The following is a 24,137-nucleotide window of genomic DNA, read 5'->3' on the forward strand; positions in this document are numbered from 1 at the left end:
TAAAGCGCGGACCACGCGGCTCGCCGGTTGACACCGCCACTTCCGGCTCAGTACGTTTGCTTTGCAAGCAAATGCATCTCGGAAGCTGGGGGACAGCCATGTCCGTTCTCGTCACCGGGGCTCGTGGGCACGTCGGCCGCGCGGTCCTCGACGCGCTCGTCGCCGCAGGTCAGGACGTCCGCGCGGCGAGCCGCGACGTCGCCACGCTCGACGTCCCGACCGCGAAGGTCGCCGCCGACCTGGAAGATCCGTCCACACTGGACGCCGCGCTCAACAGCGTCGAGGCGGTGTTCCTGTACACGCGGCCGTCGGGGATCGAGGGTTTCGTGAAGGCGGCCGAAGCGGCCGGCGTGCGGCACGTCGTGCTGCTGTCGTCCGGGGCGACGCTCGAGCCGCGGTCCGCGCAGAGCCGCATCGCGAAGCTGCACCGAGCTGTGGAGGAGGCCCTGATCGCGGCGCCGTTCGCGGAGACCCTGCTCAACCCGGGCTCGTTCTCGACGAACGCCCTCGGCTGGCGCGCGGACGTCGCGGAGGGTGTCGTCCGCACGCCGTACCCGGACTCGCGCGTCGGCGCGATCCACGAGCGGGACATCGGTGACGTCGCGGCGAAGATCCTGGCGTCCGGTTCGCACGCGGGGCGGGCGCTGCAGCTGAGCGGGCCGTCGCCGATCAGCTTCCGCGAGCAGGCCGAGGTGCTCGCCGACGTCCTCGGCCGGCCGCTGCGCGTCGAGGAGCTGACGCCGGAGCAGGCCGCCGAGCGGATGACCGCGCTGGGCTGGCCGCCCGAGGTCCCGCCGGAGGTCTTGCGCGCGATGGAGCGGACGACGCGGGAGCCGTCGGTGGTCACGGACGTGGTGCGTGAGGTGACCGGGAACGCGCCACGCACGTTCCGACAGTGGGCGGAGGACCACCGCGCCGACTTCAGTTGACGCAGGGGACTCCGCCGGAGGCTTGGCGCAGCGGTGCCGTGACGGGGGCGGCACCGCTGCCCGAGCCGCCACCCGCGGGCGCTCCGCCCGGTGACCCGGCCGGGACCTGAGCGGCGGAGCGCCCGGCCAGGCCCGCCACGAACTCGCGGACCGCCTTCGGGTCGATCTCCACGATGCTCTGACCGTCCGGGCTCCGGCCGTTCGCCGTGATCACCGGGATCGTCGCGAAGGTCAGGTCGCCGGAAGCGATGCCCTTCGCCTGCTGCGCGAACTGCAGCAGGTCGAGCCCCGGGTCCAGGGTCAGCGACCGGTGCACCGCGTCCATCAGGTTGTTCAGCGTGCCCGGGCTGGTCAGCGTGCCCGCCGACAGCACCTGGCGCAGTGCCGACGAGAGGAACGCCTGCTGCCGCACGATCCGGTCGAGGTCGCCGCGCGGCAGGTTCTTGCGCTGCCGGACGAACGACAGCGCTTCGCCGCCGGACACCGTCTGCTCGCCGCGGCGGAAGTTCGCGCCCGAGTCCTTGTCCTCGGTCGCGTGGTTCAAGCACACCTTCACGCCGCCGAGCGCCTCGGTGAGCAGGTAGAAGCCCAGCAGGTTGATCTCGGCGTAGTGGTCGATCCGGACCTGCGTGAGGTCCTGCACCGCCTGCACCAGCACCCGGCGGCCCTCGGTGTCGGAGTCGCGCTCGATCTTCGCCTGGTCGCGCTCGCCTTGGCCGCGCAGCTCCTGCGCGAAGTGCGCCTTCGCGATGCCGTACGCCGAGTTGATCTTCGCCTTGCCGCGGCCCGGGATGTCGGTCCACGTGTCCCGCGGCACCGACACCGCCGACGGCTTCGAACCGTCCTTCGGCACCCGCAGCAGGATCACCGTGTCGGTGTTGACCGCGCCGCTGTTGGCTTCGGTCCGCAGCTCCTTCAGCACCCGCAGCGGAAGCTGGTTGCCCTGCGCGTCCGTGCGCGCGTCGCTGCCGACGAGCAGGATGTCGTCCGCGCCGTCGTCCGCGGGCGGCGGCGCGGGCTCACCGGCCCGCGGGGTGAGCGCGTCGGTCGTCGGGACGGTGCTCTGCAGCTGGTCCTTCGTGACGTACGCGTAGCCGCTGGCGCCGAGCGCGAGCACCGAGACGAGCCCGACCGCGACCCGGCGGGTGACCCGCCCGGCCCGCCGCGCCCGCGACGGCCTCGCGGCCACCGGAGCGGGTGCGATCTCCCGCGGGAACGGCGACGGCTTCCACTCGGGATCGTCGCGCTCCGTCACCGGCTCGGTGGCCGGTTCCGGCTGTTCCTGCTCGTCTTCCATCCCCTGCTCTACCTCCCCCGACCACCCTGCGTACTCAGTCTAGTTGACGCAGGGAACGTCGCCCGCGGTGATCGGCGGCGCGGCGGGGGTGGACGACACCGGGGTCGACGGCGCCTTCGGGGTCGAGCTCGGCGCGCCCCCGGAGCCGGCGGCCGAGCTGCGGAAGTCCTTGCCCAGCAGCACGCGCACGTGCCCGGCGGTGACGTCCCGGTCCGGCTCGGCCTGGACGCTGGTGCCCAGCGCCTGCTTGACCAGGTCGAGCGCGGCGCTGTCGGCCGGGTTGTACCGGACGACGGTGGTGTTGCGGGTGCTCAGCTTCTGGTCGGCGGCGACCGTGAAGCCCTTGCTCGCCAGCATCGTGTGCGTCTGGCCGGCCAGCGCCGCCGCGCCGGAGCCGTCGAACAGCTCGACCGTGACGGCCTTCGCGCCCGGCAGCTGGGCCGGCGCAGGGGTCGCCGGGGCGTCGCCGTCCGACGTCAGCCGTGTGACCTCGGCCTGGACGGCGGCCTGGTCGACGCGCAGCACGTCGGCACCGCCGATCACCGCGTTGCCCAGGGTGGGGATGGTGTGGAACTCGATGTTGCCGCCGGTCAGGCCGCGCATCTGCTCGGCGAACTCGGTCAGGTCCCAGCCCTGCGACACGACCACGGACTTCTTCACCGCGGACACGAGGTCGGCGATCTTGCCCGGGCTGGTCAGCACGTCGGTCGAGATCACCTTGCGGGCCAGCCCGGACAGGAACGCCTGCTGGCGCGCGATCCGGTCGAGGTCGTAGTTGGGCAGCCCGTACCGCTGCCGGACGAACGCGAGCGCCTGCACGCCCTCGATCGTCTGGCGCCCGCCCGGCAGGTCCACGCCGGACTTGGTTTCCTTGACCGGCCCGTTGAGGCAGACCTCGACGCCGCCGATCGACTTGGTGATCTCGTAGAAGCTCGCCAGGTTGACCTCGGCGTAGCGGTCGATCATGCCGGGCTTGCCGATGAACTTCTCGATCGTGGCGATCAGGTTCTTCCGCCCGGCGACCTTCGCCTGCGCGTCGGCCTGCTTGAGGTCGGTCATGCCCTGGCGCTGCAACGTTTTGTAAGTGTCCGTGTACGCGTAGACAAAGGCGCTGTTGAGCTTGTGCTTGCCGTAGCCGCCGGCCAGCTCCACCCAGGAGTCGCGGGGGAACGAGATCGCGATCGCGTGCTTCCCGTTCTGGGGGATGTGCACGAGGATCATCGTGTCGGTGTTCAGCTCGCCGTCGGAGACGCCGGCGTGCAGCATGTCCAGCACTTCGCGGGGCAGCGGGTTGCCCTGCGCGTCGGTGCGGCTGTCCTGGCCGACCAGGAGGATGTCGATGGCGCCGTCGAGCGGCTTCGCGTGCGCTTCGGTGTCGGCGAAGACGTTCGTGGTGGTCAGGCCGGTGTTCGGGTCACCGATGAAGTGCCAGCCGTACCAGGTCAGGGCCAGGATCGCGACGGACAGCAACGACACGACGACCTTGGCGCCACGGCGTGCGAAGACCGCGATGCCGTAGCTCCGGCGCGCCGGGATGGGCGGCGCAGGCCATTCGGTCACGCGCTTCCTCCCCTGTGAAACCCCGTGCTTCCCCCAGGGCACCCCTGTGCCTCCGACCATGACTCTACTGAGGGTGTTGTTGGACCTCCGTAGGCTGGGGGCCGATTGCCCCGGACGGGGGCCGAGGGAAAGGCGGGAAGATGCGGGTCCTGGTCACCGGTGGTGCCGGCTTCATCGGGTCGCACTACGTCCGGCAGACGCTGAGTGGCGCCTACCCGGCGCTGCGTGACGCCGAAGTGGTGGTGCTGGACAAGCTCACCTACGCCGGCAACGAGGCCAACCTGGCCCCGGTCGCCGCCGACCCGCGGCTTCGGTTCGTCCGCGGCGACATCTGCGACGCGCGGAAGGTCGCCGACGTCATGCGCGGGATCGACCTGGTCGTGCACTTCGCCGCCGAGTCGCATGTGGACCGCTCGATCCTCGGCTCGGCCGACTTCGTCCTGACGAACGTGCTCGGCACGCAGAACCTGCTGCAGGCGGCCCTGGAAGCGGGGGTCTCGAAGTTCGTCCACGTGTCCACCGACGAGGTGTACGGCTCGATCGAGACCGGCTCCTGGACCGAAGACCACGTGCTGGAGCCGAACTCGCCCTATTCGGCGTCCAAGGCGTCCTCCGATCTGGTGGCGCGGTCCTTCTTCCGGACCCACGGGCTGCCGGTGTGCGTCACGCGGTGCTCCAACAACTACGGTCCGTACCAGTTCCCGGAGAAGGTCATCCCGCTGTTCGTCACCAACCTCCTCGACGGGCGGAAGGTGCCGCTCTACGGCGACGGCCTCAACGTCCGTGACTGGCTGCACGTGGACGACCACTGCCACGGCATCCAGCTCGTCGCCGACGGCGGGCGGCCGGGCGAGATCTACAACATCGGCGGCGGCACCGAGCTGACGAACCGGTCGCTGACGGAGCAGCTCCTGTCCGCCGTGGGCGCGGGCTGGGACAGCGTCGAGCCGGTCGAGGACCGCAAGGGCCACGACCGCCGGTACTCGGTGGACATCACGAAGATCGGTGCGGAGCTGGGGTACGCTCCGCGCGTGTCCTTCGAGGACGGTCTGGCCGCGACGGTGGCCTGGTACACGGACAATCGCGCGTGGTGGGAGCCCCTGGCGGAGCGGGCCGCGCTCAAGAAGTGAGGATGTGCTCGTGCGGCTGACGGTGCTCGTGCCCGGCGGTTCCGGACAGCTCGGCCGCGACCTGGCCGCGCTGGCGTCTCCCGACGTCGACGTGATCGCGCCGGGGTCGGCCGAGCTGGACGTGACGGCGACGGGCCAGGTGCTGGCGGCGGTCGGCGCGCTGGCCGACCGCGCCCGCGAGAACGGTTCGGCCCCGGTCGTGATCAACGCGGCGGCGTACACGGCGGTCGACGCGGCGGAGAAGGACGAGGACCGCGCGTTCGCGATCAACGCCGACGGCCCCCGGGTCCTGGCGGCGGCGTGCGCGTCCCGGCGGGTGCCGCTGATCCACGTGTCGACGGACTACGTCTTTTCCGGCGATGCTTCCGCGCCTTACGAGCCTTCGGACGAGCTGGGGCCGCGTTCGGCGTACGGCCGGACGAAGGCGGCCGGGGAGGACGCGGTGCTCGGGTCGGGGGCGTCGTCGTGGGTGGTGCGGACCGGGTGGCTGTACGGGCACAGCGGGTCGAACTTCGTGAAGACCATGGTGCGGCTGGAGTCTTCGCGTCCGGAGTTGTCCGTTGTGGACGATCAGATCGGTGGTCCTACGTGGACGGCCGATCTGGCTTCGGGGCTGCTGGAGCTGGCTTCGCGGGTGGCGGCCGGCGACGGGCCGGAGCGGCGGATCCTGCACTGCACGAACGCGGGATCGGTGAGCTGGTGCGGGTTCGCGCAGGCGATCTTCAAGCGTCTGGGCGCGGATCCTTCGCGGGTCCGGCCGTGCACGTCGGCGGAGTACCCGCAGGAAGCGACGCGGCCGGCTTACTCGGTGCTGTCGCCGGCGTCGTGGAAGGAAGCCTGGCTGACCCCGATGCGGCCGTGGGAAGAGGCGCTGGACGCCTACTTCAAAGCCGGCTCAGTGCCGGCCTGAGGCGAGCCGGTACGCGCCGACCGTCAGCTCGGCGCACGTTCGCCACGTGAAGCCCGCCGCGTGCGTGCGGCGGGCGGCCGAGGTCGCCACCGCGTGCGGGTCCGTCACCGCCGTGCGGAGCGCCTCCGCCAGGCCGTCCACGTCGCCGTACGGGACCAGGCTCGCGCAGTCGCCCGCCACTTCGCGCAACGCCGGGATGTCCGTGCACACCACCGGGACGTCCGAGGCCATCGCCTCCAGCACCGGCAGCCCGAACCCCTCGTCACGCGAGGGGAGCACCAGCGCCGACGCGCCCGCCACCACCGTGCGCAGGTCCACATCGGACAGGTAGCCGGTCTGTGAAGTCCGGGCACCGCGGGGGAACGGGCCCGGGCCGGCGAACACCAGGTCCGGCAGGTCCGGTGCCGCGTCGTGGGTGCGGGTCAGCCAGTCCAGGCCCTTGCGCGGGCCGGCCGCTCCCGCGAACAGCAGGTACCGGTCCGGCAGCCCCAGCCGCGCGCGACGCTCGTCGTCCGGTGGGCGCGCCGTGAACCACGCCGGGTTGACGCCCAGCGGCGTCACCACGATCTTGTCGCGGGAGACGTCCAGGCGCTCCGCCACCGAGTCGGCCACCGCCGCCGTCGGGGTGCAGATCACGTTCGCGCGGCGGGCGCCGCGGCGGACCAGCTCCGGCAGGCCGCGGTCGCTCGGGGCCAGCTCCGCGGGGTTGTCGAAAAAGGCCAGGTCGTGGATCGTCACCACGCCCGCCGCGCGGACCCGGCCCGGCAGCACGAAGTTCGTGCCGTGCACGACGTCCGTCGGCCCGGCGAACAGCTCCACCGGCGGGAAGTCCGACCGCTCCCACGCCATCCGCAGCAGCCGCGCCGCCACCGGCATCCCGCGGGCCTGCGCGCCGTACGGGAGCACGTGCCGCAGCCGCCGCCAGCCGCGCAGCGTGAACGCCACCGCCCGCGTGTCCACCTCGGGGATCGACACCAGCTCTTCGATCAGCGCGGACGTGTACCGGCCGATCCCGGTGCGCGAGCCGAGCAGCGGAGTGCCGTCGAGGAGGACGCGCAGCGACCTAGCCACGGCGGAGCCGTTGCTTCGCGACCTTGAGCACCCGGCCGCCGACGCGCCGCGCCAGCTCGCCCGCCCCGCCCGCGGCGAGGTACTCGCGGACCAGGTCGACGTCGCGGCGGACCATCGCGCGGCCGCGCACCGCCGGCGTCGTCACCAGGTCCGCGGACCCGGGCAGCCGGTCGGCGGCCGGGCGCGGATCGCGGCAGAACTCCACCAGCGGCTTCAGCGCCTCCGGCCAGGTGTACCGCTGCGCGACGACGGCGATCCGCTCGACGCAGCCCGCGGCGAACTCCTCGTCGTACAAACACTTTTCGAGCGCCGCGGCCAGCGCGTCGGCGTCCTCGGCCGGGACGACGACGCCCAGCCGTTCCGCCCGCACCAGGTCCGCGAACGAGTCGCCGTCGGTCGTCACGATCGGCAAGCCGGCCCACAGGTAGTCGAGCACCCGGGTGCGGAACGCGAACGTCGTCTCGACGTGCTCGTAGTGGGTCGTGACGCCGCAGTTCGCGTCGAGCAGCCAGTTCTGGCGCTCGTGGTAGGGCACCCACTGCTCGTTGAAGTAGACGTGCTTGCCCGTCAGCCCCAGCGAATCCGCCAGCCGCATCGTGCGCGTGCCGATGTCCATCTCGGCGACCTCGGGGTTCGGGTGCTTCATGCCGAGGAACACCAGCCGGACGTCGCCGCGGCGGCGGCGCAGCGTGTCGATCGCGCGCACCAGGGTCAGCGGGTCGAACCAGCTGTACACCCCGCCCGCCCAGAGCACGACGTGGTCGGTGCCGCCGAGGCCGAGCGTCGACCGCAGCCCCGGGCCGGTGCGGACGGGCGCCTGCGTCGACAGTCCGAAGGGGACGACCGCGAGCAGCGACTGCGTTGTCGGGTCGGCGTCGTAGAGCCGCGGGGAAAGCCGGCCCAGCGCGGCCAGGTGGCCGAGCCACAGGTGCCGCTGCCGCTCGGACGCGCAGAGGAAGAAGTCGCCGCGCTCGATCTGGGCGTCCAGGACCCGGGTGACGCCGGCGAGGTCGGCCGCGCGCTTGTCGTCGGCGACGCCCTTGCCCTGCTCCAGCAGTTCGAGGTGCATCGGGTCGTAGAGGTCGGCGACGACGATCTTGCCGCCGTGCTCCTTCTTCAGCGACGGCGCGAGTTCGAGCACGTGCCCCTGCAGGACGACGACGTCGGCCCAGGCGATCGGCGCCTCGAGCTCGCGGTGCTTGCCGGCGCTGACGCGGAACGGCGCGGGCGGCGGTGTCGCGAGGGGGTTGGTGGTGATCAGGTGGACGTCGTGCTCGGCGGCCAGCGCCAGCGCGATGTTCCAGGCGCGGATCGCCGGGCCCGCCATCCGCTCGGTGAGGGCGTCGCCGGTGATCACGAGGATCTTGCGGCGCTGCCCGAAAGCCTTTTCGATGCCGAACGCCTCGACGAGGATGTCGTGCGCGGCGAGGTAGCGCGGCAGCGGGTACGCGGGCTCCAACGCCTTGCGCAGCAAGGGAAGCAGGTCGGCGTCGGTGCGGACGCGGGCGGCCTGCTCGATCGCGCGCGACTCGGCCAGCGACGGCAGCTGCTCGACGAACTGGTCGATGGCGAGGATCCCGGCGAGCGTGGTGCGCGGGATCGCGACGTCGCCGGACTCGATCGGCCCGACGCCCTTTTCGAGGTCGAGCTGGGTCGCGTCCAGCTCACCGCGGGCGGTGGCGCGCCGGACGGCGAGCGCGAGAGCCGCCGGGAGCGCCCTGGCCAGGGTTTCGTCGGAGAGGTTCTTGTAGAGCGCAGCCAAGGCGTTGCGCTCCAGGAGGAAGGTCTCGCGGCCGGTTTCCGGCGCGTCGACGGCGGCCATCGTGCCGTGGTGGCGGTGGTAGGTCAGCGATTCCGGGACGTACCGGACGCGCCAGCCGCGCAGGTTGAGGCGCCAGCCGAGGTCGACGTCCTCGTAGAACATGAAGAACCGCTCGTCGAAGCCGTCCAGCTCGGCGAACACGGCCGTGCGGACGAACATCGCGGAGCCGGTGCCGAACAGGACGTCCTTCGCGACCTCGTGCTCGGCGGCCGGGACGTCGGCCAGGGGCGAGCCCGCGTGCCGCTTGTAGCCCATGCCGAACCAGGTCAGGCCGCCGTCGACGAAGTCGGTGCCGGTGCCGTCCCAGTCGAGGACCTTGCTGGCCACGGCGGCGACGCGCGGCTGGGCGCGCAGCTCGGCGACCGCGGCGGAGACCCAGCCGGGCGCCGGGCGGGCGTCGTTGTTGAGGAAGCCGAGGACGGTGCCCTTCGCGTGCTTCGCACCGAGGTTGCAGCCGCCGGCGAACCCGGTGTTGCGGCCGGCGTCGATCACGCGGGCCCGGGGGACGGCTTCGCGGATGCGCGCGGCTTCGTCTTCGCCGGCGGAGTTGTCGACGCAGATCAGCTCGAGCTCGGGGTAGTCGTGCTCGGCGAGCGCGCGCAGGCAGGTGATCGTGTCGTCGGAGCCGTGGTAGTTCACCACGATCACCGAGACGAGCGGTTGCGGTTCCCCCTGCGCCAAAGCTGCTCCTTCGTCGGAATGAGCGCCAGCTTACTGTGCCGACGATTGCCAATCCGACCGCAGCCACGGCCGATGATTTCGCGGCTCCGGTCACCTGCTGCTCGGAGGTCGGCCTACTTTTGGCCGGCTTGGCAATTGCCGGCCCAAGCCTCCCAGACCGCGCCTCGTCCGAGAGCCGCTCGACGGCCGATCCCGCGGCGGGCCGCCAGTGTCGCGGGCAGGCGGGCCACCACCTCGGCCAAGACCCGGCAGCGCAGGCCGAACCGGAAGTTCGGCGCCGGGGGCCGCCCGGGTCGCAGCGGCAGCACCGCTGTCAACACGGCGAACCTGAGCAGCTGGTTCACCGCGACCCCGCGGGGCGCGCAGCGCAGCAGCATGAGCAGCCGGTTGCGCTCGTTCCAGCGGTGGAACAGCGGTGAACCCAGCTCGCTGCTGACGCCGTGGGCGTGCCGGACGCGGGCGTCGGGCGCCGCGACGACGTCCCAGCCTGCCAGCCGCAGCCGCCACGCCGTGTCGGTGTCCTCGTAGTAGCAGAAGAACCCGGCCGGGACGCCGTGCACGCTCTCGAGCGCGTCGGTGCGCAGCAGGGCCGCGCCGCCGCAGAAGGCGAACACCTCGCCGGCGGGTTCGGTGAGGTCGGCGCCGTGGCCGTCGGCGGTCAGCCGCACGCCGGCGGACTGCGTGGTGCCGTCGGGACGCACGAGCCGCGCGGTCGCCGCGGCGGCCAGCGGCGCCTTGTCGAGCGTGTCTTCCAGGGTCGCGAGCCAGTCCGGCTCGGGTTCGGCGTCGTCGTTCAGCCAGGCCATCAGCGGGGTGCCGACGCGCTTCACCGCGACGGCGAGCGCGCCCGCGTAACCGGCATTGCGGGGGAGGCGAACTACTTGCGGACGCGAAGGATGGGCCGCGAGCAGGGCGGCGGTGCCGTCGTCGGAGGCGTTGTCCACCACGAGCGTCCGATGTGGACGCGTCTGCGCGGCGAGCGCGTCGAGGCAGGCGGTCACGTGCCCGGCACCCCGCCAGGTCACGACGACCACCGTGGTGGCGGGATTCGCGGTCACGTCCCGCACAATAGCCGCGTGCCCGAACTGGTCGTGCTCGCCGAGCAGCTCCTCGCGCCCGTGCCCGGAGGCACCGGGCGCTACACGGCCGAGCTGCTGCCCGCGCTCGCGAACACCGCACCGCCGGGGTGGACGGTGTCCAGCGTGGTCGCGCGGCACGCCGACGTGGCCGCGGCGCGGCTCGAGGGCGTCGAAGGCCCGCGGGTGCTGCGGATCCCGCCGCGGGCGCTGATCGGCGTCTGGCAGCTGGGGATCCCCTGGTGGCCGGGCGGCGACGCGGTGCACGCGCCGACGCCGTTCGCGCCGCCGCGCGCGCCGGCCGGGCGGACGCTGAGCGTGACCGTGCACGACACCGTGCCGTGGACCCACCCCGAGACGCTCACCGCGCGCGGGGTCAGCTGGCACCGGTCGATGATCGCGCGGGCGGCGCGGCGCGCGTCCGGGCTGGTCGTGCCGACGCGGGCGGTCGCCGACGAGCTGGCGGTGCTGATCGACGTCGACGTCCCGGTGCGCGTCGTGCCGCACGGGGTGCGGGTGCCTTCGGGGTCGGCCGAGCTGGACCTGCCTGCGGAATACGTCCTGGCGGTGGGCACGATCGAGCCGCGCAAGGGGATCGACGTGCTGGTCGACGCGGTCGCGGCGCTCGACGACGTGGTGCTGGTGCTCGCCGGGCAGCCGGGCTGGGGCGGCGTCGACCCGGTCGCGCTGGCGGCCGAGCGCGGGCTGCCGGCGGACCGGCTGCGGATGCTGGGGAAGGTGTCGGACGCCGAGCTCGCGACGGCGTTGCGGCACGCGAGCGTACTGGCCGTGCCGAGCCTCGCCGAGGGGTTCGGGCTGGGCCTGCTGGAGGCGATGGCGGCGGGGATCCCGGTGGTGCACACGGATGCTCCGGCCCTGGCCGAGGTGGCCGGCGGCGCGGGGATCACGGTGCCGCGCGGCGACTCGGCGGCGTTGGCGGCCGCGTTGCGGGAGGTGCTGAACTCACCCTCCGTGGCGGCCGAGCTCACTCGTTCGGGTCGGGAGCGAGCGAAGGCGTTCACCTGGCGTCGCGCGGCGGAAGCCGTCTGGGCGATCCACCGGCGGCCGCCGGGCTGACCGGTTTGCCAGTTCCCCACCATGACGCAGGGTCGCCGCCGTACCCTGCAGGGGTGAGCGATGATCCCCGGGTCCTGATCGACGCGACCGCGGTTCCCGCGGACCGCGGCGGGGTCGGGCGGTACGTGGATTCGCTCGTCGCCGCGCTCGACGCGGACGGGGCGCGGATCACCGTCGTCTGCCAGCCCCGGGACCTGCAGCTTTACGATCGGCTGGCGCCGCGCTCGCGCGTCGTCCCCGCTTCGCCGTCGACGACCACCCGCACCGCGCGGCTGACCTGGGAACAGGCGACGCTGCCCCGGCTGGTGCGCCGCCTCGGCGCGGACGTCGTCCACTCGCCGCACTACACGATGCCGCTGGCCACGTCGGCGGCGTCGGTCGTCACGCTGCACGACGCGACGTTCTTCACCGACGCTGTGCTGCATTCGTCGGTGAAGGCCCGCTTCTTCCGCGCGTGGACGGCGACGGCCCTCCGGCGCGCGACGCTGTGCGTGGTCCCGTCGGCGGCGACGGCGGCGGAGCTGACCCGCGTCGGCCCGGTGCGGCACGCTTCACTGGAAGTCATTCACCACGGCGTCGACACCGAGCGTTTTCACCCACCGTCACCATCGGAGGTGGCGGCCGCCCGATCGGCGGTCGGCCTGGGCCGGACGCCTTATGTGGCTTTCCTGGGTGCGCTGGAGCCGCGCAAGAACGTGCCGGCGCTGATCCGCGGGTTCGCCCGGGCGGTGGCGGAGCAGCGGGACGCGCCGGCGTTGGTGCTGGCCGGGCAGCCCGGGTGGGACACCCAGGTGGAGCGGGCGCTGGACGCGGTCCCGCACCGGCTGCGCGTGATCCGGGCAGGATATCTGCCCTTCAGTACCCTGGCCGGCTTCTTGGGCGGCGCGGAACTGGTGGCGTACCCGTCGCTGGGCGAGGGTTTCGGCCTGCCGGTGCTGGAAGCGATGGCGTGCGGGGCCTGCGTGCTGACGACGCGCCGGCTGTCGCTGCCCGAGGTGGGTGGTGACGCGGTGGCGTACTGCGGCGTCGGCGCGGGTGACGTGGCGGCGGGTCTGTCGGAGCTGCTGGCGGACCCGGGGCGCCGGTCCGAGCTGGCAACGGCAGCCCAGCAGCGCGCAAAGGAGTTTTCCTGGGCGACGACTGCGGAGCGGCACCGCGAGGCCTACGCAAAGGCCTGGTCCCGCCACCTCCGCACCCGCTGAGCCGTGATCCAAGGGTCAACTCGCGTGATTGAAGGGTCGACTCGCGTGATTGAAAGGTCGACACGGCGGGACCCGGCTGCCTGCGGTGTGTCGACTCCCCAATCACGCGTGTCGGCTTCCTGATCACGCGTGTCGACCCTTCCGTCACCCGGCGCGGGGTGGCGGGGTTGCGGTGGGTGACCGGTGGACAATGGCCGGGTGACTGAGCACTCCCGCTATGGCGACGAAGTCGGCGTCGTGACCGTGACCTACTTCTCCGAGGACACCATCGGGCGCTTCCTCGACACCCTCGAGAAGGCCACCGAGCGCGAGGTCAAGGTGGTCGTCGCGGACAACGCTTCCGTCGAGGGTGCCCTCGAACGGGCCACCGCCGGCCGGAAGAACGTGCAGCTGCTCAGCATCGGGGAGAACGTCGGCTACGGGACCGCCGCCAACCGCGGGGCCGCCGAGCTGGACGACCGCTACGGCTGGGTCGTCGTCGTCAACCCGGACCTCGAATGGGAGCCCGGCTCGCTCGACACGCTCCTCGACGTCGCGAGCCGGTGGCCGCGCGGGGGTGCCTTCGGGCCGCTCATCCACGATCCCGACGGCACCGTCTACCCCTCGGCGCGGCTGCTGCCGTCGTTCGGACGCGGCATCGGGCACGCCGCCTTCGCGAAGGTCTGGCCGGGCAACCCCTGGACGAAGCAGTACCGCCAGGAGACCGGCACGCCGGTCGAGCGCACGTCGGGCTGGCTGTCCGGCTCGTGCCAGCTGATCCGCCGGGAGGCGTTCGACTCCGTCGGCGGCTTCGACACGCGCTACTTCATGTACTTCGAGGACGTCGACCTCGGTGACCGGCTGGCGAAGGCCGGCTGGCTGAACGTCTACGCGCCGTCCGCGAGCGTCACCCACGAGGGCGGGCACTCGACGTCGCAGGCGTCGGAGAAGATGCTCAAGGCCCACCACGACAGCGCTTACCGCTACCTCGCCGACCGCCACCAGGGCCTCGCCTGGAAGCCGGTCCTCGCCGCGGCCAAGCTCGGTCTCAAGCTCCGGCTGAAGCTCGAGACCCGCTAGATCCCGTCGAGCCGGCGCGAAAGGTCGGACCTGCCGTTGTTCTGCGTCACCGTCGGCACCAGGCCGGTGTCCTCCGGGTCCGGCTCCTTCAGCGGGCTCGTGATCGGCTCGGCCTGGGGCCGGCGGGCCAGCGGCGTCGTCACCGGGGTCTTCATCGGTGTCGTCGGCGACGGCGGCGTGCTCAGCGGGGTGGTCGACTGCGGGCGGCGCGAGCCACCGGAAGCCTCCAGCCGCCGGGTGGGCGACGCGCCCGCGAGCGGGTGGTCGTTCTCCTCGATCAGCGACGCCGGGAGCTGTGTGGTCGTGTCCGGGTCCTGGCTTCTGTCGAGGCCGTCGATCTGCGCCCGCGGTATCTGCTGCGTGTTCGAGGCGTCCATCGGCGAGATGGCGCTGTCCGGCGTCACCACGAACACACCGCGCGCCTGGGCTCGTGCGAGCAGGGCGTCCGCCCGATCGCGGGGGTCCATCCCCTCGGCCTCCCGACTGACCCGGGGCCCTCTGGGGAAAGGCCCGCCTGTTTCCTGTCTAGGGTAGGCCCTCCGGGCGACCTCCGTCAGGGTTTCCCGCGGCTTGTCGCTCAGCGGTGCGTGATACAAGAGGAGATTTCCGTGACGTCCGAGGTCGAGATCGACGCCGTCGTGCTGGTCGGGGGCAAGGGCACGCGCCTGCGGCCACTGACCCTTTCGGCACCGAAGCCGATGCTCCCGACAGCCGGGACGCCCTACCTCAGCCACCTGTTCTCGCGCATCCGCGAGGCCGGGATCCGGCACGTCGTGCTGGGCACGAGCTACCGGGCGGAGGTGTTCGAGGAGTACTTCGGCGACGGCAAGTCGATCGGTCTGGACCTCGAGTACGTCGTCGAGGAGGAGCCGCTCGACACGGCCGGCGCCATCCGCAACGTCTACGACAAGCTGCGCGCCGACCACGTGATCGTCTTCAACGGCGACATCATCTCCGGCTCGGACCTCGGCGAGCAGCTGCGCGTGCACCGCGAGTCCGAGGCCGACGTCACGCTGCACCTGCAGCGCGTGCCCGACCCGAGCCGGTTCGGCTCGGTGCCGACCGACGAGACCGGCCGCGTCCAGGCGTTCCTCGAAAAGACGCCGAACCCGCCGACCGACCAGATCAACGCCGGCTGCTACGTCTTCCGCCGTGCGGTGATCGAGTCGATCCCGACCGGCCGCCGGGTGTCGGTCGAGCGCGAGACGTTCCCGCAGCTGCTGGAGCAGGGCGCGCACATCCAGGGCTTCGTCGACGCGTCCTACTGGCTGGACGTCGGCACGCCGGAGGCGTTCGTGCGCGGGTCGGCCGACCTGGTGCGGGGCGTGGCGCCGACGTCGGCACTGCCCGGCCGGTCCGGTGACTTCCTGGTGCTCGACGGCGCTTCCGTGGCCGAAGACGCTCAGCTGTCCGGTGGTTCGACCATCGGCGTCGCGGCCGTGGTCGGCTCCGGCGCGAAGGTCGACGGCTCGGTGCTGTTCGACGGCGCCGCGGTGTCCGAGGGCGCGATCGTCGAGCGCTCGGTTCTCGGGCACGGCGCGCGCGTCGGCGCCGGTGCCGTGCTGCGTGGGGTCGTGCTGGGCGACGGCGCGTCCGTCGGCGCCGGCTGCGAGCTGCTCGACGGCGCGCGGATCTGGCCGGACGTCGTGCTGCCGGACGGTTCCGTCCGCTTCTCGAGCGACGCCTAGCGATGTACTGGCGTCCCGCGTTCGAGGTCGACCTGGGCAGCGTCCTGGGTCCGCTGAAGCGCGGGCGCGGGTCGCTCAACATCCTCACCGACGAGCGCGGGATCACGTGGCTCGCGTCGAACACCCCGGACGGCCCGGGCACCCTGGCGCTGCGCAAGCTGGCCGACGGCCGGATCGAGGCGGCGGCCTGGGGCGACGGCGCGGACCGGCTGCTCACCGGCGTTCCGGCGCTGCTGGGGGCGGACGACGACGACTCCGAGTTCGTCGCGCACCACGACGTCGTCGCGCGCGCCCGGCGGGAGAACCCCGGGCTGCGGCTCGGCGCGACCGGCGTGGTCTGGGACTGGCTGGTGCTCGCGGTGCTGGAGCAGAAGGTGACCGGCAAGGAGGCGATCCGGTCGTGGGCCGAGCTGTGCCGCCGCTTCGGCGCGGTGGCGCCCGGACCGGGGCCGGAGCGGCTGCGCGTGCCGCCGACGCCGGTGGCGCTGCGGTCGCTGCCGGACTGGCACTGGCACCGCGCGGGCGTCGACATCAAGCGCCGCACGGCGTTGCTCAACGCGGCGCGCGTCGCCGGTCACCTGGAGCGGGCGGTGGAGCTGCGCGGTCTCGAGGGACGGCACCTGCTGCGCCACGTCCCGGGCATCGGGGTCTGGACGGCGGCGGAGGTCGCCCAGCGCGCGTGGGGCGACCCGGACGCGGTCAGCTTCGGCGACTACAACATCCCGTCGATGGTCGGGAACGCCGTGCTGGGCCTGAAACTCGACGACGCGGGCATGGCGGAGGTCCTGGCGCCATACGCCCCGCAGCGGCAGCGGGCGGTGCGGTACCTGGAGGCGGCCGGGCACCGGCGGCCCCGCTTCGGTCCGCGCATCGAGCTGCGCGACTACCGCGCGATGTGACGACCCTCGGCTACTGCTGCGGCGGGTAGGGCGGCTGCTGACCCGGGTAGCCCTGCTGCGGCGGGTACGGCTGCTGGCCCGGATATCCCTGGTGCGGCGGGTATCCCGGCGGCTGCTGACCCGGGTAGCCCTGCTGGGGCGGATAAGGCGGCGGCGGGTAACCCGGGTACCCCTGCGGGGGGTACGGCGGCGGCTTCGGCTTGTTGTTCACGGTGATCAGGACGACCACCACCGTCGCGACCAGCGCGACCGGCACCAGGATGATCAGGAGCATCAGCACGCTCATGCGGTGATCAGCTCTTCCCTTCGTCGAGTGCGGCGCGGGCGATCGCGAGCGCTTCCGCGTCGGCCAGGCCCAGTTTGCGGGTGAGCGCAGCGTATTCGGCCGCGGCCTGCTGGGCGCGACGGCGGCTCTGGTCGCCCGACGCCGCGACGAAGCTGCCCGCCCGGCCGCGCGTTTCGATCAGCCCGGCTTCCTCCAGCTCGCGGTACGCGCGGGCCACCGTGTTCGGGGCGATCCCCAGGTCGGCCGCGAGCTGCCGGACCGTGGGCAGCTTCGTGCCGACCGCCAGCGAACGGTCGTTGATGCGCGTCGCGAGCCCGGACCGGACCTGCTCGAACGGCGGGACCGGCGAACCGCTGTCGAAGGGGATGATCACCAGCTCTGCGGACCCGCGCCCGGGCCCGGCGGCCGCTGCCCGTACGGCCCCTGCGGCGCGTACTGCTGCTGGGGCATCGGCTGCGAGGGCGGATACCCCGGTTGCTGCGGAACCGGCTGCGACGGCGGGAACCCCTGCTGCTGCGGCGCGAAACCCTGCTGCGGCGGATACGGCTGCTGCGGCGCGGGGAACCCCGCGGATCCCGGCGGGAACCCACCCGGCGGCGGCGCGAACCCTTGCTGCGGCGGGAAGTTCGCCGCGGGCGGGAACTGCCCGCCGTTCTTCATCGCCTCTTCGCGGCGCATCTTCGACACCCGTACCGCCACCACGATCACGAACACGATGATCGCCAGGATCAGCAGGCCGACGACGATGTAGCCGAACACCCCGCTGTCCCCACCGCTGCCTGAGTGGTAGTGCACCCGCTCGAGGAACTGCGTAGCCATGTGGTCCTCCCTCCGGGCCCCAGGCTAGTGCCCGGCACCGACAGGAACGGCCGCTTTCACCAGATCGGCGAGATCTTCCGACCCCGCCGGGAGCGCGTCGGCCGGCCACCACCGCAGGTCGTCGGACTCGTCGCTGCGCACCGGCTCCGCGCCCGCCGGGGCGTGCACCGCGTACCGGACGTCGAAGTGCCGCGTCGGCACGCCGAGGGAGCACGTGATCGGGTGGACGTCCAGGTGCACCGGCTCGGCGGAGATCCGCAGCCCGGCCATGCCGGACTCCTCGGTGGCCTCCCGCAGGGCGGCCCCGGCCAGCGAGGCGTCGGAAGGTTCGCAGTGCCCGCCGAGCTGCAGCCAGCGGCCGACCCGCGGGTGCAGCGTGAGCAGCACCCGCGTGCCGGTGTGGTCCAGGACCACCGCCGACGCCGTGAGGTGCCCGGCTTCGCACGAGCGGCGGCAGGAATCCTCACGGGCGGCGAGGAACCCGAGGAACGCCTGCCGCAGCGACTCCTGGGACGCGAGGGCGGGCCGCCACGAATCCAGCGTCGTGACGGCGTCTTCGTGCAGGCTCACAGTTCCAGCAGTCCTTCCCCGGGGGTGATCGGCCCGCGCGGGCCCGGGTCCGACGCGGGGACGCCGATCGCGACCGAGCCGAGCGGCTGCCAGCGCTCGCCGAGGCCGAGGACGTCCCGGACGATGTCCGCGGCGAAGATCGTCGACCCGATCCAGCACGAACCGAGCCCTTCGGCCGCCAGCGCGACCAGCAGGCCCTGCACCGCGGCGCCGCCGGCGACGGTGAACATCGTCTTCTCGCAGTCGTTGCGGCGGTCGTCGCGGTAGGTGTGCGCGCCGTCCGGCACGAGGAACGGGATGACGATTTCCGGTGCCCGGTAAAGGATGTCGCCGCGGCTGAGCCGCTTCGCGACCTGCTCCGGCGTGAATTCGTCGCCGTTCAGGTCGGCCTGCCACGATTCGCGCATCGCGTCGAGCAGCTGCTTGCGCTTCCCGCCGTCGCGCAGCCACACGAACCGCACCGGGTGCGTGTGGTGCGGCGCGGGCGCGGTCAGCGCGGACGCCACCGCGCGGCGCATCGCGGCGGGGTCCACCGGCTCGTCCGCGAACTGCCGCACCGACCGCCGGGCCGGCACCGCCGCCCGCCGCCCCTGCTCGATGGCTTCGTTCGTGCCCAGCCGGAAGAGGTCCTCTTCGAGCGGGCGGACCAGGTTCCGCGCCGTCGAGCCGTCGTCGAAGATGTCCAGGCCGCGCACGACCGCGACCGGCGTGCCGCCGAGCTTGCCCTTGACCAGGTCGGCGGCCGCGGCGAGCTCGTCGGCGACGGCGACCTCGGTGACGGCCAGCTCGTTGCCCTGCCCGTCGACCTCGCCGCGGTAGGCGTGCAGCACGCGCAGCCCGGACGAGCCGATCGCGGCGTCGGTCTGCCCGACCCGCCACGCGCGGCCCATCGTGTCCGTGACGACCACCGCGACCTCGACGCCGAGCCGCTCTCGCAGCCCGTTGCGCAAGGCCAGGGCCGACGCGTCCGGGTCGGCCGGCAGCAGCGCGACCTCGTCGCCCTCGACGTTCGACGCGTCGATGCCCGACGCCGCCTGCACGATCCCCAGGTGGTTCTGGGTGATTACCGTACGCGCGATCCGCGCGACCACCCGGATGGCCTCGCGCTCGACGAGCTTCCGGCGCTCGGCGTCGCGGACTTCGGGGTCGGCCGGAACCTTGACGAGCCTGCCCTCGGCCTTCGAGACGATCTTGCTGGTCACGACGAGGACGTCACCCGAACGCAGCCACGGCGCGGCCTTGACGATCGCGCCGGTCAGGTCGTCGCCGGGGCGGAACTCCGGCAGCCCGCTGACGGGAAGGATCTCCAACTTGGCGGAAGCGTGGTCATTCAACGGGGGCTCCAGCCAGTTCGAGCGCCGCGCGGGCCATCGCCGCGGTGGCGTCCACATCGGACATCAGCAGCGGGACGTCGCGGACGGTCACGCCCGGCACGTCCGCCGTCTCGCCTTCCGCGATCAACCAGCCGTCGAGGACGCCGTCGGCCTTGCGCGAGCCGTAGTGCCGGCCCACCGCCTCCGCCGACGTCTCGACGCCGATCGCGGTCAGGCACGCGTCGGCCATCCCGCGCAGCGCCTTGCCGCCGATGATCGGCGACACCCCGACGACACCCGCGGACGTCTTGCGCAGCGCGTCCCGGACCCCCGGCACGCCCAGCACGGTGCCGACCGACACGACCGGGTTGGACGGCGCGAACAGCACGGCGTCCGCGTCCTTGATCGCCTCCAGCACGCCCGGCGCGGGCTTGGCCTCGTCGGCGCCGACGGCGACGATCGAGTGCGCCTTCGGCTCGGCGCGGTAGCGCACCCACCACTCCTGGAAGTGGACGGCCTTCTGCTGGCCGTCCTGCTCCGGGTCGTCGATGACGACGTGCGTCTCGACGCGGTCGTCCGACATCGGCAGCAGCCGGACGCCGGGCTGCCAGCGGTCGCACAGGGCCTCGGTCACCGCCGAGAGCGGGTAGCCCGCGCGCAGCATCCGCGACCGGATCAGGTGGGTGGCGATGTCCTTGTCGCCGAGGCCGAACCAGCTCGGCTCGGCGCCGTAGGCCGCCAGCTCCTCCTTGACGACCCAGGTCTCGCCCGAGTGCCCCCAGCCGCGGTCCTTGTCGATCCCGCCGCCCAGGGTGTACATGCAGGTGTCCAGGTCGGGACAGATCCGCAGCCCGTGCATCCAGACGTCGTCGCCGGTGTTGACCAGCGCCGTCACCTCGTGCCCGGACTCCGAAGCACCTTCCGGTGCCATGCCCAGCGCTGCCTTGACACCCAGCAGGAAGCGGGCCCCGCCCACTCCGCCGACCACTACCACGATCTTCACGACGTCGAATCCTCGCACGAGCCGGGTGCGGGCACCCAGTACCGGTATCTGTGGTGCGGGGCGTAGCCGAGCCCCGCGTAGAGCGCGAGCGCGCCCGAGTTCCCCTCCGCCACCTGCAACACCGCCCGGTCCGCTCCGTGTTCCGCACCCCACGCGTGCAGGGCGCCCATCAGCGCGGACGCGAGCCCGCGGCGCCGGAAAGCCGGGCTGACCTCGAGCCGGCCGACGTGCAGCCAGCCGTCGACCAGGGCCCCGCGCACGACGCCGGCGGTGGTGCCGTCGAGCGTCGCGACGCCGTAGCCGACCTTCCCGCCGGTCAGGACGCTCCGGGCGGCCGCGGTGTCCTCGTCGGGGCCGAGCGTGAGCTCCCACCAGGCGGGCGTCGGCTCGTCGTGCACCTCGACGCCGTCGGGCGCGGAGGTGCCGCTGAGCGGGGCGGTGAGCACGACGACCTCGTGACCGCGGTGGTGCCGCGTCGCCTGGAACCAGCCTTCGGCGACGATCGCGTGCTCGTTCGGGCTGTCGCGGATCACCTGCACCATCGGCGGGATCCCCCGATCGTGGGCGAAGTCACACACCACGCGCAGCGCCTCGGGGACGGGCCGGCCGGGGTCGCCGACGGCGAGTGCGCTGTTCGCGCGGCCGGTGAACCCGTCCGCCCAGCGCAGCCGCCAGGTCCCCAAGGGTTCTTCGACCAGCGGCGGCCATGCTCTGCTGCAGGCGATTTCGAGCGACTCGGGTGCGTTCACGGCTAGATTGTCCCCAAGGCCGTGAAAGGCGCGGAGCGGATTTCCGAGGAGGTGGGCCGTGGGCATCCAGCGCAAGGACGAGCGGCACAACGAGAAGCTCGTCGACGAGATCTCCGAGGGGTTCAACCGCGCCGTGGGGGAGAAGAAGACCGAAAGCGACGCGGGCGAGGCACCCAAGCCGCGCTTCGTCATCACCGGCGACGCCCGGGCCACCCCGCCCCCGCGCCGCCGGGAGAGGTGAGCACCCGCCATACCCGGGGTATGGCTAAGGCTTGCCTCACCAACCGAACGGGTGGCCGAACCGCGTAGTGTCGGCCACGACTGGCTGTTTGCAGAGAAAAGCAGGAGTGCGCAGTGACCTACGTGATCGCCGAGCCCTGCGTCGACGTGCTCGACAAGGCGTGTATCGACGAGTGCCCCGTGGACTGCATCTACGAGGGCGAGCGGATGCTGTACATCCACCCCGACGAGTGCGTCGACTGCGGCGCCTGCGAGCCGGTCTGCCCGGTCGAGGCGATCTACTACGAGGACGACGTCCCCGACAACTGGTCGGACTACACCAAGGCCAACGTCGACTTCTTCGACGAGCTGGGCTCGCCCGGCGGCGCCTCCAAGGTGGGCAAGACCGCGCACGACCCGGGCTTCATCAAGGCGCTGCCCCCTCAGGGCGAATGAGCCGCGTCGCGCTGCCCGACTTCCCCTGGGATTCGCTCGCCGCGGTCAAGGCCACGGCGAGCGCGCACCCCGGCGGGGTGGTCGACCTCTCCATCGGCACGCCGGTCGACCCGGTCCCGGCCGGCATCCGCGACGCGCTCGCGTCCGTGTCGGAGATTCCGGGCTACCCGACGACGCACGGCATCCCGGCCCTGCGCGCGGCGGCCATCGCCGCTCTCGGGCGCCGGCACGGCATCACCGGCCTCGAGCCGGACGCGGTGCTCCCGACCATCGGGTCGAAGGAGGCCGTGGCCTGGCTGCCGCGGCTGCTCGGCTTCGGTGAAGGCGACCTCGTCGTCATCCCCGAGCTGGCCTACCCGACGTACGAGGTCGGGGCGCTGCTGGCGGGTGCGTCGATCCTGCGCTCCGACGGCCTGACCGCGCTCGGCCCGCAGAAGCCGGCGATGATCTGGCTGAACTCGCCGTCCAACCCGACCGGCAAGGTGCTCCCGGTCGAGCACCTGCGCAAGGTCGTCGAGTGGGCCCGCGAGCGTGACGTCATCGTGGTCTCCGACGAGTGCTACCTGGCGCTCGGCTGGGAGACCTCGCCGTTGTCGGTGCTGCACCCGGACGTCTGCGGCGGCAGCACCGAGGGCCTGATCGCGGTGCACTCGCTGTCCAAGTCGGCGAACCTGGCCAGCTACCGCGCCGGGTTCCTGACCGGCGACCCGAAGCTGATCGCGCAGCTGCTGGAGATCCGCAAGCACGCGGGCATGATCGTGCCGCGCCCGGTCCAGGAGGCGATGGTCGCCGCCCTGACCGACGACGAGGCCCTCGCCGCCCAGCGCGAGCGGTACGCCCGGCGCCGGCTGGCGCTGCGGAAGGCGTTGCAGGACAACGGTTTCCGGATCGACCACTCCGAGGCCGGGCTGTACCTGTGGGCGACCAGGGACGAGCCCTCTTCGGCGACGGTCGAGTGGCTGGCCGACCGCGGGATCTTGGTGGCGCCGGGAACGTTCTACGGGCCGACCGGCGGCAAGCACGTCCGCGTCGCCCTGACCGCGACGGACGAGCGCGTCGACGCCGCCGTGGAGCGCCTGACCGCTTAAAACTGTCGGTGCTCCCGGCTAGGTTGCCGGTCGTGACGACGATCGAGCTGGCCCGCTTCCGGGTCGAAGACGCCGCGGTGGACCGGCTGGTGGCCGAGCGCCCGGCGATGGTCGAGGCGATGCGCCGGCGGTTCCCCGGCTGCCTCGCCGCGTACCTGACCCGCGAGGACGACGGCGGCTGGCTCGACGTCGTCCTGTGGCGCAGCCGCGCCGAAGCCGAGGAAGCGGCCCGGCTGATCGACACCGTGCCCGAGTGCGCCGCCTGGTTCCGGCACATCAGCGCGTCTTCGGGGCTGCGTCACGTCGAAGTCGTCGACGCCTGGCCGGATCCGGCCTGAGGCCCGGCGATCAAGGCACGGAGCTGTTCGGCCAGCCGCTCGAGCTCGGCCGCCGCCGCGGGCGAGGTGCTGCTGAGCCCGCTTTGCACGGCCGTCCTGCTCCGCAGGAAGCGCCGCAACACGGCCACGAGCAGTCCTGCCGGCAGCGTCCGCAACGCGACGAACCCGCGCGGGACCAGCGGCATCGGCAGGGCGGCCAGGTTCCGCCGCATGAGGTGGAGCATGGCGCGGACCGCGGCCGGGTCGCCGGCCAGCGCCACCGGACCGCCGGCCGCCTCCACCGCCTGTCCGAGCGGCACCTCGAACGCCGCGTGCGTCTTGAGCCACGCGTCCATCCGCGGCTCGGCCTTGGCGTTGATCCCGGCGCCGCGGAACGTCCGCACGATCCGGTCCACCCGCGGTGTGCTCCGGCCGTCGGGTTCGCCGATCGACGTCGCGACCAGGCGGGTCAGGGGGCCGGCGGCGCGGTAGCGGACGACGTCGCCGTCCATCGTGCCGCCGTCCGTGGGAAAACCGAGCAGCACCCGCTCGTGGCCGATCACCGCGCCCAGCGGTTCCGCGCCGGCCGCCCAGTTGAGCAGGAACAGCACGTCGCCGTCGACGTCGGCGAGGGACTTCAGCACCTCGTCCACCTGGTGGGCGCGGGTGAAGACGGTGATCAGGTCGTACCCGCCGGCCGGGTGCTCGACCACCGGCACCGGTATCCGCTCGACGTCCGGGCTGTCTTCCACGGCGCGCCGCACGCCGTGCCGGCGGAGGTCGGCCAGGCGTTCGCCCCGGGCGAGGAGCGAGACGTCGTGCCCGGCCTCGTGCATGCGGGCGGCGAACAGGCTGCCGGTGACTCCGGCGCCGTACACGAGCAGCTTCATAGCGACCTCATTCATACGTTCGTTTG

26 protein-coding genes are annotated in these 24,137 nt (G+C 72.7%); 12 read left to right on the plus strand and 14 right to left on the minus strand.

Annotated features, from left to right (window positions below; all coding sequences use genetic code 11):
* Positions 1–98: 98 nt before the first annotated feature.
* Positions 99–929, plus strand: coding sequence for an NmrA family NAD(P)-binding protein (locus QSK39_RS37880; RefSeq protein ID WP_285482620.1), 831 nt, complete (start codon positions 99–101; stop codon positions 927–929).
* Here QSK39_RS37880 and QSK39_RS37885 read toward each other — a convergent pair.
* Positions 922–2,226 carry an LCP family protein gene (locus tag QSK39_RS37885; RefSeq protein ID WP_285482621.1) on the minus strand — a complete coding sequence of 435 codons (1,305 nt, stop codon included), beginning with the start codon at positions 2,224–2,226 and terminating at the stop codon, positions 922–924. The genes QSK39_RS37880 and QSK39_RS37885 overlap by 8 nt on opposite strands.
* Positions 2,227–2,265: 39 nt before the next feature.
* A complete protein-coding gene (locus tag QSK39_RS37890) occupies positions 2,266–3,786 on the minus strand; it encodes an LCP family protein (RefSeq protein ID WP_285482622.1) in 1,521 nt (506 codons plus the stop codon).
* A gap of 140 nt (positions 3,787–3,926) precedes the next feature.
* On the opposite strand from QSK39_RS37890, the gene rfbB reads away from it, so the two are divergent.
* Together rfbB and rfbD are read left to right on the plus strand one after the other, a co-directional pair.
* On the plus strand, positions 3,927–4,916 hold the full coding sequence (gene rfbB, locus QSK39_RS37895) for a dTDP-glucose 4,6-dehydratase (protein WP_285482623.1): 990 nt from the start codon (positions 3,927–3,929) through the stop codon (positions 4,914–4,916).
* 4 nt (positions 4,917–4,920) lie between these two features.
* Positions 4,921–5,826: a dTDP-4-dehydrorhamnose reductase gene (gene rfbD, locus QSK39_RS37900; RefSeq protein ID WP_285482624.1), complete on the plus strand. Its 906-nt coding sequence runs from the start codon at positions 4,921–4,923 to the stop codon at positions 5,824–5,826.
* Here rfbD and QSK39_RS37905 read toward each other — a convergent pair.
* The 3 genes from QSK39_RS37905 to QSK39_RS37915 all read right to left on the minus strand — a co-directional run bounded on the left by QSK39_RS37905 (position 5,812) and on the right by QSK39_RS37915 (position 10,467).
* Positions 5,812–6,897 carry a glycosyltransferase family 4 protein gene (locus QSK39_RS37905; protein ID WP_285482625.1) on the minus strand — a complete coding sequence of 362 codons (1,086 nt, stop codon included), beginning with the start codon at positions 6,895–6,897 and terminating at the stop codon, positions 5,812–5,814. The two genes, rfbD and QSK39_RS37905, sit on opposite strands and share 15 nt — an antisense overlap.
* Complete coding sequence (locus tag QSK39_RS37910; protein ID WP_285482626.1) at positions 6,890–9,400, minus strand: glycosyltransferase; 2,511 nt, start codon at positions 9,398–9,400, stop codon at positions 6,890–6,892. Before QSK39_RS37910 ends, QSK39_RS37905 begins: the two co-directional genes overlap by 8 nt.
* Positions 9,401–9,513: 113 nt before the next feature.
* The gene (locus QSK39_RS37915) at positions 9,514–10,467 is read right to left on the minus strand and encodes a glycosyltransferase family 2 protein (RefSeq protein WP_285482627.1); all 954 of its coding nucleotides are present in this window, start codon (positions 10,465–10,467) and stop codon (positions 9,514–9,516) included.
* 9 nt (positions 10,468–10,476) lie between these two features.
* Here QSK39_RS37915 and QSK39_RS37920 point away from each other — a divergent pair, with 9 nt between their 5' ends.
* From QSK39_RS37920 to QSK39_RS37930, 3 genes are all read left to right on the plus strand, one after another.
* Entirely contained in the window at positions 10,477–11,553 is a 1,077-nt protein-coding gene (locus tag QSK39_RS37920; protein ID WP_285482628.1) for a glycosyltransferase family 4 protein, read from the plus strand.
* Positions 11,554–11,606: 53 nt separating this feature from the next.
* Positions 11,607–12,755 carry a glycosyltransferase family 4 protein gene (locus QSK39_RS37925; RefSeq protein WP_285482629.1) on the plus strand — a complete coding sequence of 383 codons (1,149 nt, stop codon included), beginning with the start codon at positions 11,607–11,609 and terminating at the stop codon, positions 12,753–12,755.
* A gap of 198 nt (positions 12,756–12,953) precedes the next feature.
* Positions 12,954–13,814 (plus strand): glycosyltransferase family 2 protein, encoded by an 861-nt coding sequence (locus tag QSK39_RS37930; RefSeq protein WP_285482630.1) that lies wholly within the window; start codon positions 12,954–12,956, stop codon positions 13,812–13,814.
* Here QSK39_RS37930 and QSK39_RS37935 read toward each other — a convergent pair.
* The gene (locus tag QSK39_RS37935; RefSeq protein WP_285482631.1) at positions 13,811–14,281 is read right to left on the minus strand and encodes a hypothetical protein; all 471 of its coding nucleotides are present in this window, start codon (positions 14,279–14,281) and stop codon (positions 13,811–13,813) included. The genes QSK39_RS37930 and QSK39_RS37935 overlap by 4 nt on opposite strands.
* A 141-nt stretch (positions 14,282–14,422) precedes the next feature.
* On the opposite strand from QSK39_RS37935, the gene manB reads away from it, so the two are divergent.
* Complete coding sequence (manB, locus tag QSK39_RS37940; protein WP_285482632.1) at positions 14,423–15,502, plus strand: mannose-1-phosphate guanylyltransferase; 1,080 nt, start codon at positions 14,423–14,425, stop codon at positions 15,500–15,502.
* 2 nt (positions 15,503–15,504) lie between these two features.
* Positions 15,505–16,401, plus strand: a complete 897-nt coding sequence (locus QSK39_RS37945) for a DNA-3-methyladenine glycosylase family protein (protein WP_285482633.1) — start codon at positions 15,505–15,507, stop codon at positions 16,399–16,401.
* A 10-nt stretch (positions 16,402–16,411) separates the two neighbouring features.
* On the opposite strand, the gene QSK39_RS37950 is transcribed toward QSK39_RS37945, so the two are convergent.
* Genes QSK39_RS37950 through QSK39_RS37980 form a run of 7 tightly spaced genes read right to left on the minus strand, consistent with a single transcriptional unit; the run spans position 16,412 to position 21,141 of the window.
* Positions 16,412–16,687 (minus strand): hypothetical protein, encoded by a 276-nt coding sequence (locus QSK39_RS37950; RefSeq protein ID WP_285482634.1) that lies wholly within the window; start codon positions 16,685–16,687, stop codon positions 16,412–16,414.
* Positions 16,688–16,694: 7 nt separating this feature from the next.
* Positions 16,695–17,060: a GntR family transcriptional regulator gene (locus tag QSK39_RS37955; protein ID WP_284748444.1), complete on the minus strand. Its 366-nt coding sequence runs from the start codon at positions 17,058–17,060 to the stop codon at positions 16,695–16,697.
* Complete coding sequence (locus QSK39_RS37960) at positions 17,057–17,506, minus strand: hypothetical protein (RefSeq protein ID WP_285482635.1); 450 nt, start codon at positions 17,504–17,506, stop codon at positions 17,057–17,059. The genes QSK39_RS37955 and QSK39_RS37960 overlap by 4 nt, the downstream gene beginning before the upstream one ends.
* Before the next feature lie 24 nt (positions 17,507–17,530).
* Positions 17,531–18,076, minus strand: a complete 546-nt coding sequence (locus QSK39_RS37965; protein ID WP_285482636.1) for an NUDIX hydrolase — start codon at positions 18,074–18,076, stop codon at positions 17,531–17,533.
* A complete protein-coding gene (locus tag QSK39_RS37970; protein WP_502873342.1) occupies positions 18,073–19,467 on the minus strand; it encodes a coenzyme F420-0:L-glutamate ligase in 1,395 nt (464 codons plus the stop codon). The genes QSK39_RS37965 and QSK39_RS37970 overlap by 4 nt, the downstream gene beginning before the upstream one ends.
* Complete coding sequence (gene cofD, locus QSK39_RS37975; RefSeq protein ID WP_285482638.1) at positions 19,403–20,392, minus strand: 2-phospho-L-lactate transferase; 990 nt, start codon at positions 20,390–20,392, stop codon at positions 19,403–19,405. Before cofD ends, QSK39_RS37970 begins: the two co-directional genes overlap by 65 nt.
* Positions 20,389–21,141 carry a GNAT family N-acetyltransferase gene (locus QSK39_RS37980; protein WP_285482639.1) on the minus strand — a complete coding sequence of 251 codons (753 nt, stop codon included), beginning with the start codon at positions 21,139–21,141 and terminating at the stop codon, positions 20,389–20,391. Before QSK39_RS37980 ends, cofD begins: the two co-directional genes overlap by 4 nt.
* A gap of 58 nt (positions 21,142–21,199) precedes the next feature.
* On the opposite strand from QSK39_RS37980, the gene QSK39_RS37985 reads away from it, so the two are divergent.
* The 4 genes from QSK39_RS37985 to QSK39_RS38000 all read left to right on the plus strand — a co-directional run bounded on the left by QSK39_RS37985 (position 21,200) and on the right by QSK39_RS38000 (position 23,242).
* Positions 21,200–21,382, plus strand: coding sequence for a hypothetical protein (locus QSK39_RS37985; protein ID WP_155549160.1), 183 nt, complete (start codon positions 21,200–21,202; stop codon positions 21,380–21,382).
* Positions 21,383–21,495: 113 nt separating this feature from the next.
* The gene (gene fdxA / locus QSK39_RS37990; protein ID WP_086680320.1) at positions 21,496–21,816 is read left to right on the plus strand and encodes a ferredoxin; all 321 of its coding nucleotides are present in this window, start codon (positions 21,496–21,498) and stop codon (positions 21,814–21,816) included.
* Positions 21,813–22,904: a succinyldiaminopimelate transaminase gene (gene dapC / locus QSK39_RS37995; protein ID WP_285482640.1), complete on the plus strand. Its 1,092-nt coding sequence runs from the start codon at positions 21,813–21,815 to the stop codon at positions 22,902–22,904. The genes fdxA and dapC overlap by 4 nt, the downstream gene beginning before the upstream one ends.
* A gap of 32 nt (positions 22,905–22,936) precedes the next feature.
* A complete protein-coding gene (locus QSK39_RS38000; protein ID WP_285482641.1) occupies positions 22,937–23,242 on the plus strand; it encodes an antibiotic biosynthesis monooxygenase in 306 nt (101 codons plus the stop codon).
* Here the strand turns inward: QSK39_RS38000 and QSK39_RS38005 are convergent.
* The gene (locus QSK39_RS38005; RefSeq protein ID WP_285482642.1) at positions 23,203–24,111 is read right to left on the minus strand and encodes a ketopantoate reductase family protein; all 909 of its coding nucleotides are present in this window, start codon (positions 24,109–24,111) and stop codon (positions 23,203–23,205) included. The genes QSK39_RS38000 and QSK39_RS38005 overlap by 40 nt on opposite strands.
* Positions 24,112–24,137 lie beyond the last annotated feature (26 nt).

This window comes from Amycolatopsis sp. NBRC 101858 (genome assembly GCF_030269325.1).
Classification (GTDB): Bacteria; Actinomycetota; Actinomycetes; order Mycobacteriales; family Pseudonocardiaceae; genus Amycolatopsis; species Amycolatopsis ponsaeliensis.

Excerpts from the sequence above, each read along its gene's own strand:
- QSK39_RS37935 (WP_285482631.1), bottom strand. The coding sequence starts at position 14,281 with ATGGACCCCCGCGATCGGGCGGACGCCCTGCTCGCACGAGCCCAGGCG.
- QSK39_RS38005 (WP_285482642.1), bottom strand. The coding sequence starts at position 24,111 with ATGAAGCTGCTCGTGTACGGCGCCGGAGTCACCGGCAGCCTGTTCGCC.
- QSK39_RS37960 (WP_285482635.1), bottom strand. The coding sequence starts at position 17,506 with ATGGCTACGCAGTTCCTCGAGCGGGTGCACTACCACTCAGGCAGCGGT.
- QSK39_RS37945 (WP_285482633.1), top strand. The coding sequence starts at position 15,505 with ATGTACTGGCGTCCCGCGTTCGAGGTCGACCTGGGCAGCGTCCTGGGT.
- dapC (WP_285482640.1), top strand. The coding sequence starts at position 21,813 with ATGAGCCGCGTCGCGCTGCCCGACTTCCCCTGGGATTCGCTCGCCGCG.
- QSK39_RS37950 (WP_285482634.1), bottom strand. The coding sequence starts at position 16,687 with ATGAGCGTGCTGATGCTCCTGATCATCCTGGTGCCGGTCGCGCTGGTC.
- QSK39_RS37970 (WP_502873342.1), bottom strand. The coding sequence starts at position 19,467 with ATGTGGACGCCACCGCGGCGATGGCCCGCGCGGCGCTCGAACTGGCTG.
- QSK39_RS37885 (WP_285482621.1), bottom strand. The coding sequence starts at position 2,226 with ATGGAAGACGAGCAGGAACAGCCGGAACCGGCCACCGAGCCGGTGACG.
- rfbB (WP_285482623.1), top strand. The coding sequence starts at position 3,927 with ATGCGGGTCCTGGTCACCGGTGGTGCCGGCTTCATCGGGTCGCACTAC.
- QSK39_RS37880 (WP_285482620.1), top strand. The coding sequence starts at position 99 with ATGTCCGTTCTCGTCACCGGGGCTCGTGGGCACGTCGGCCGCGCGGTC.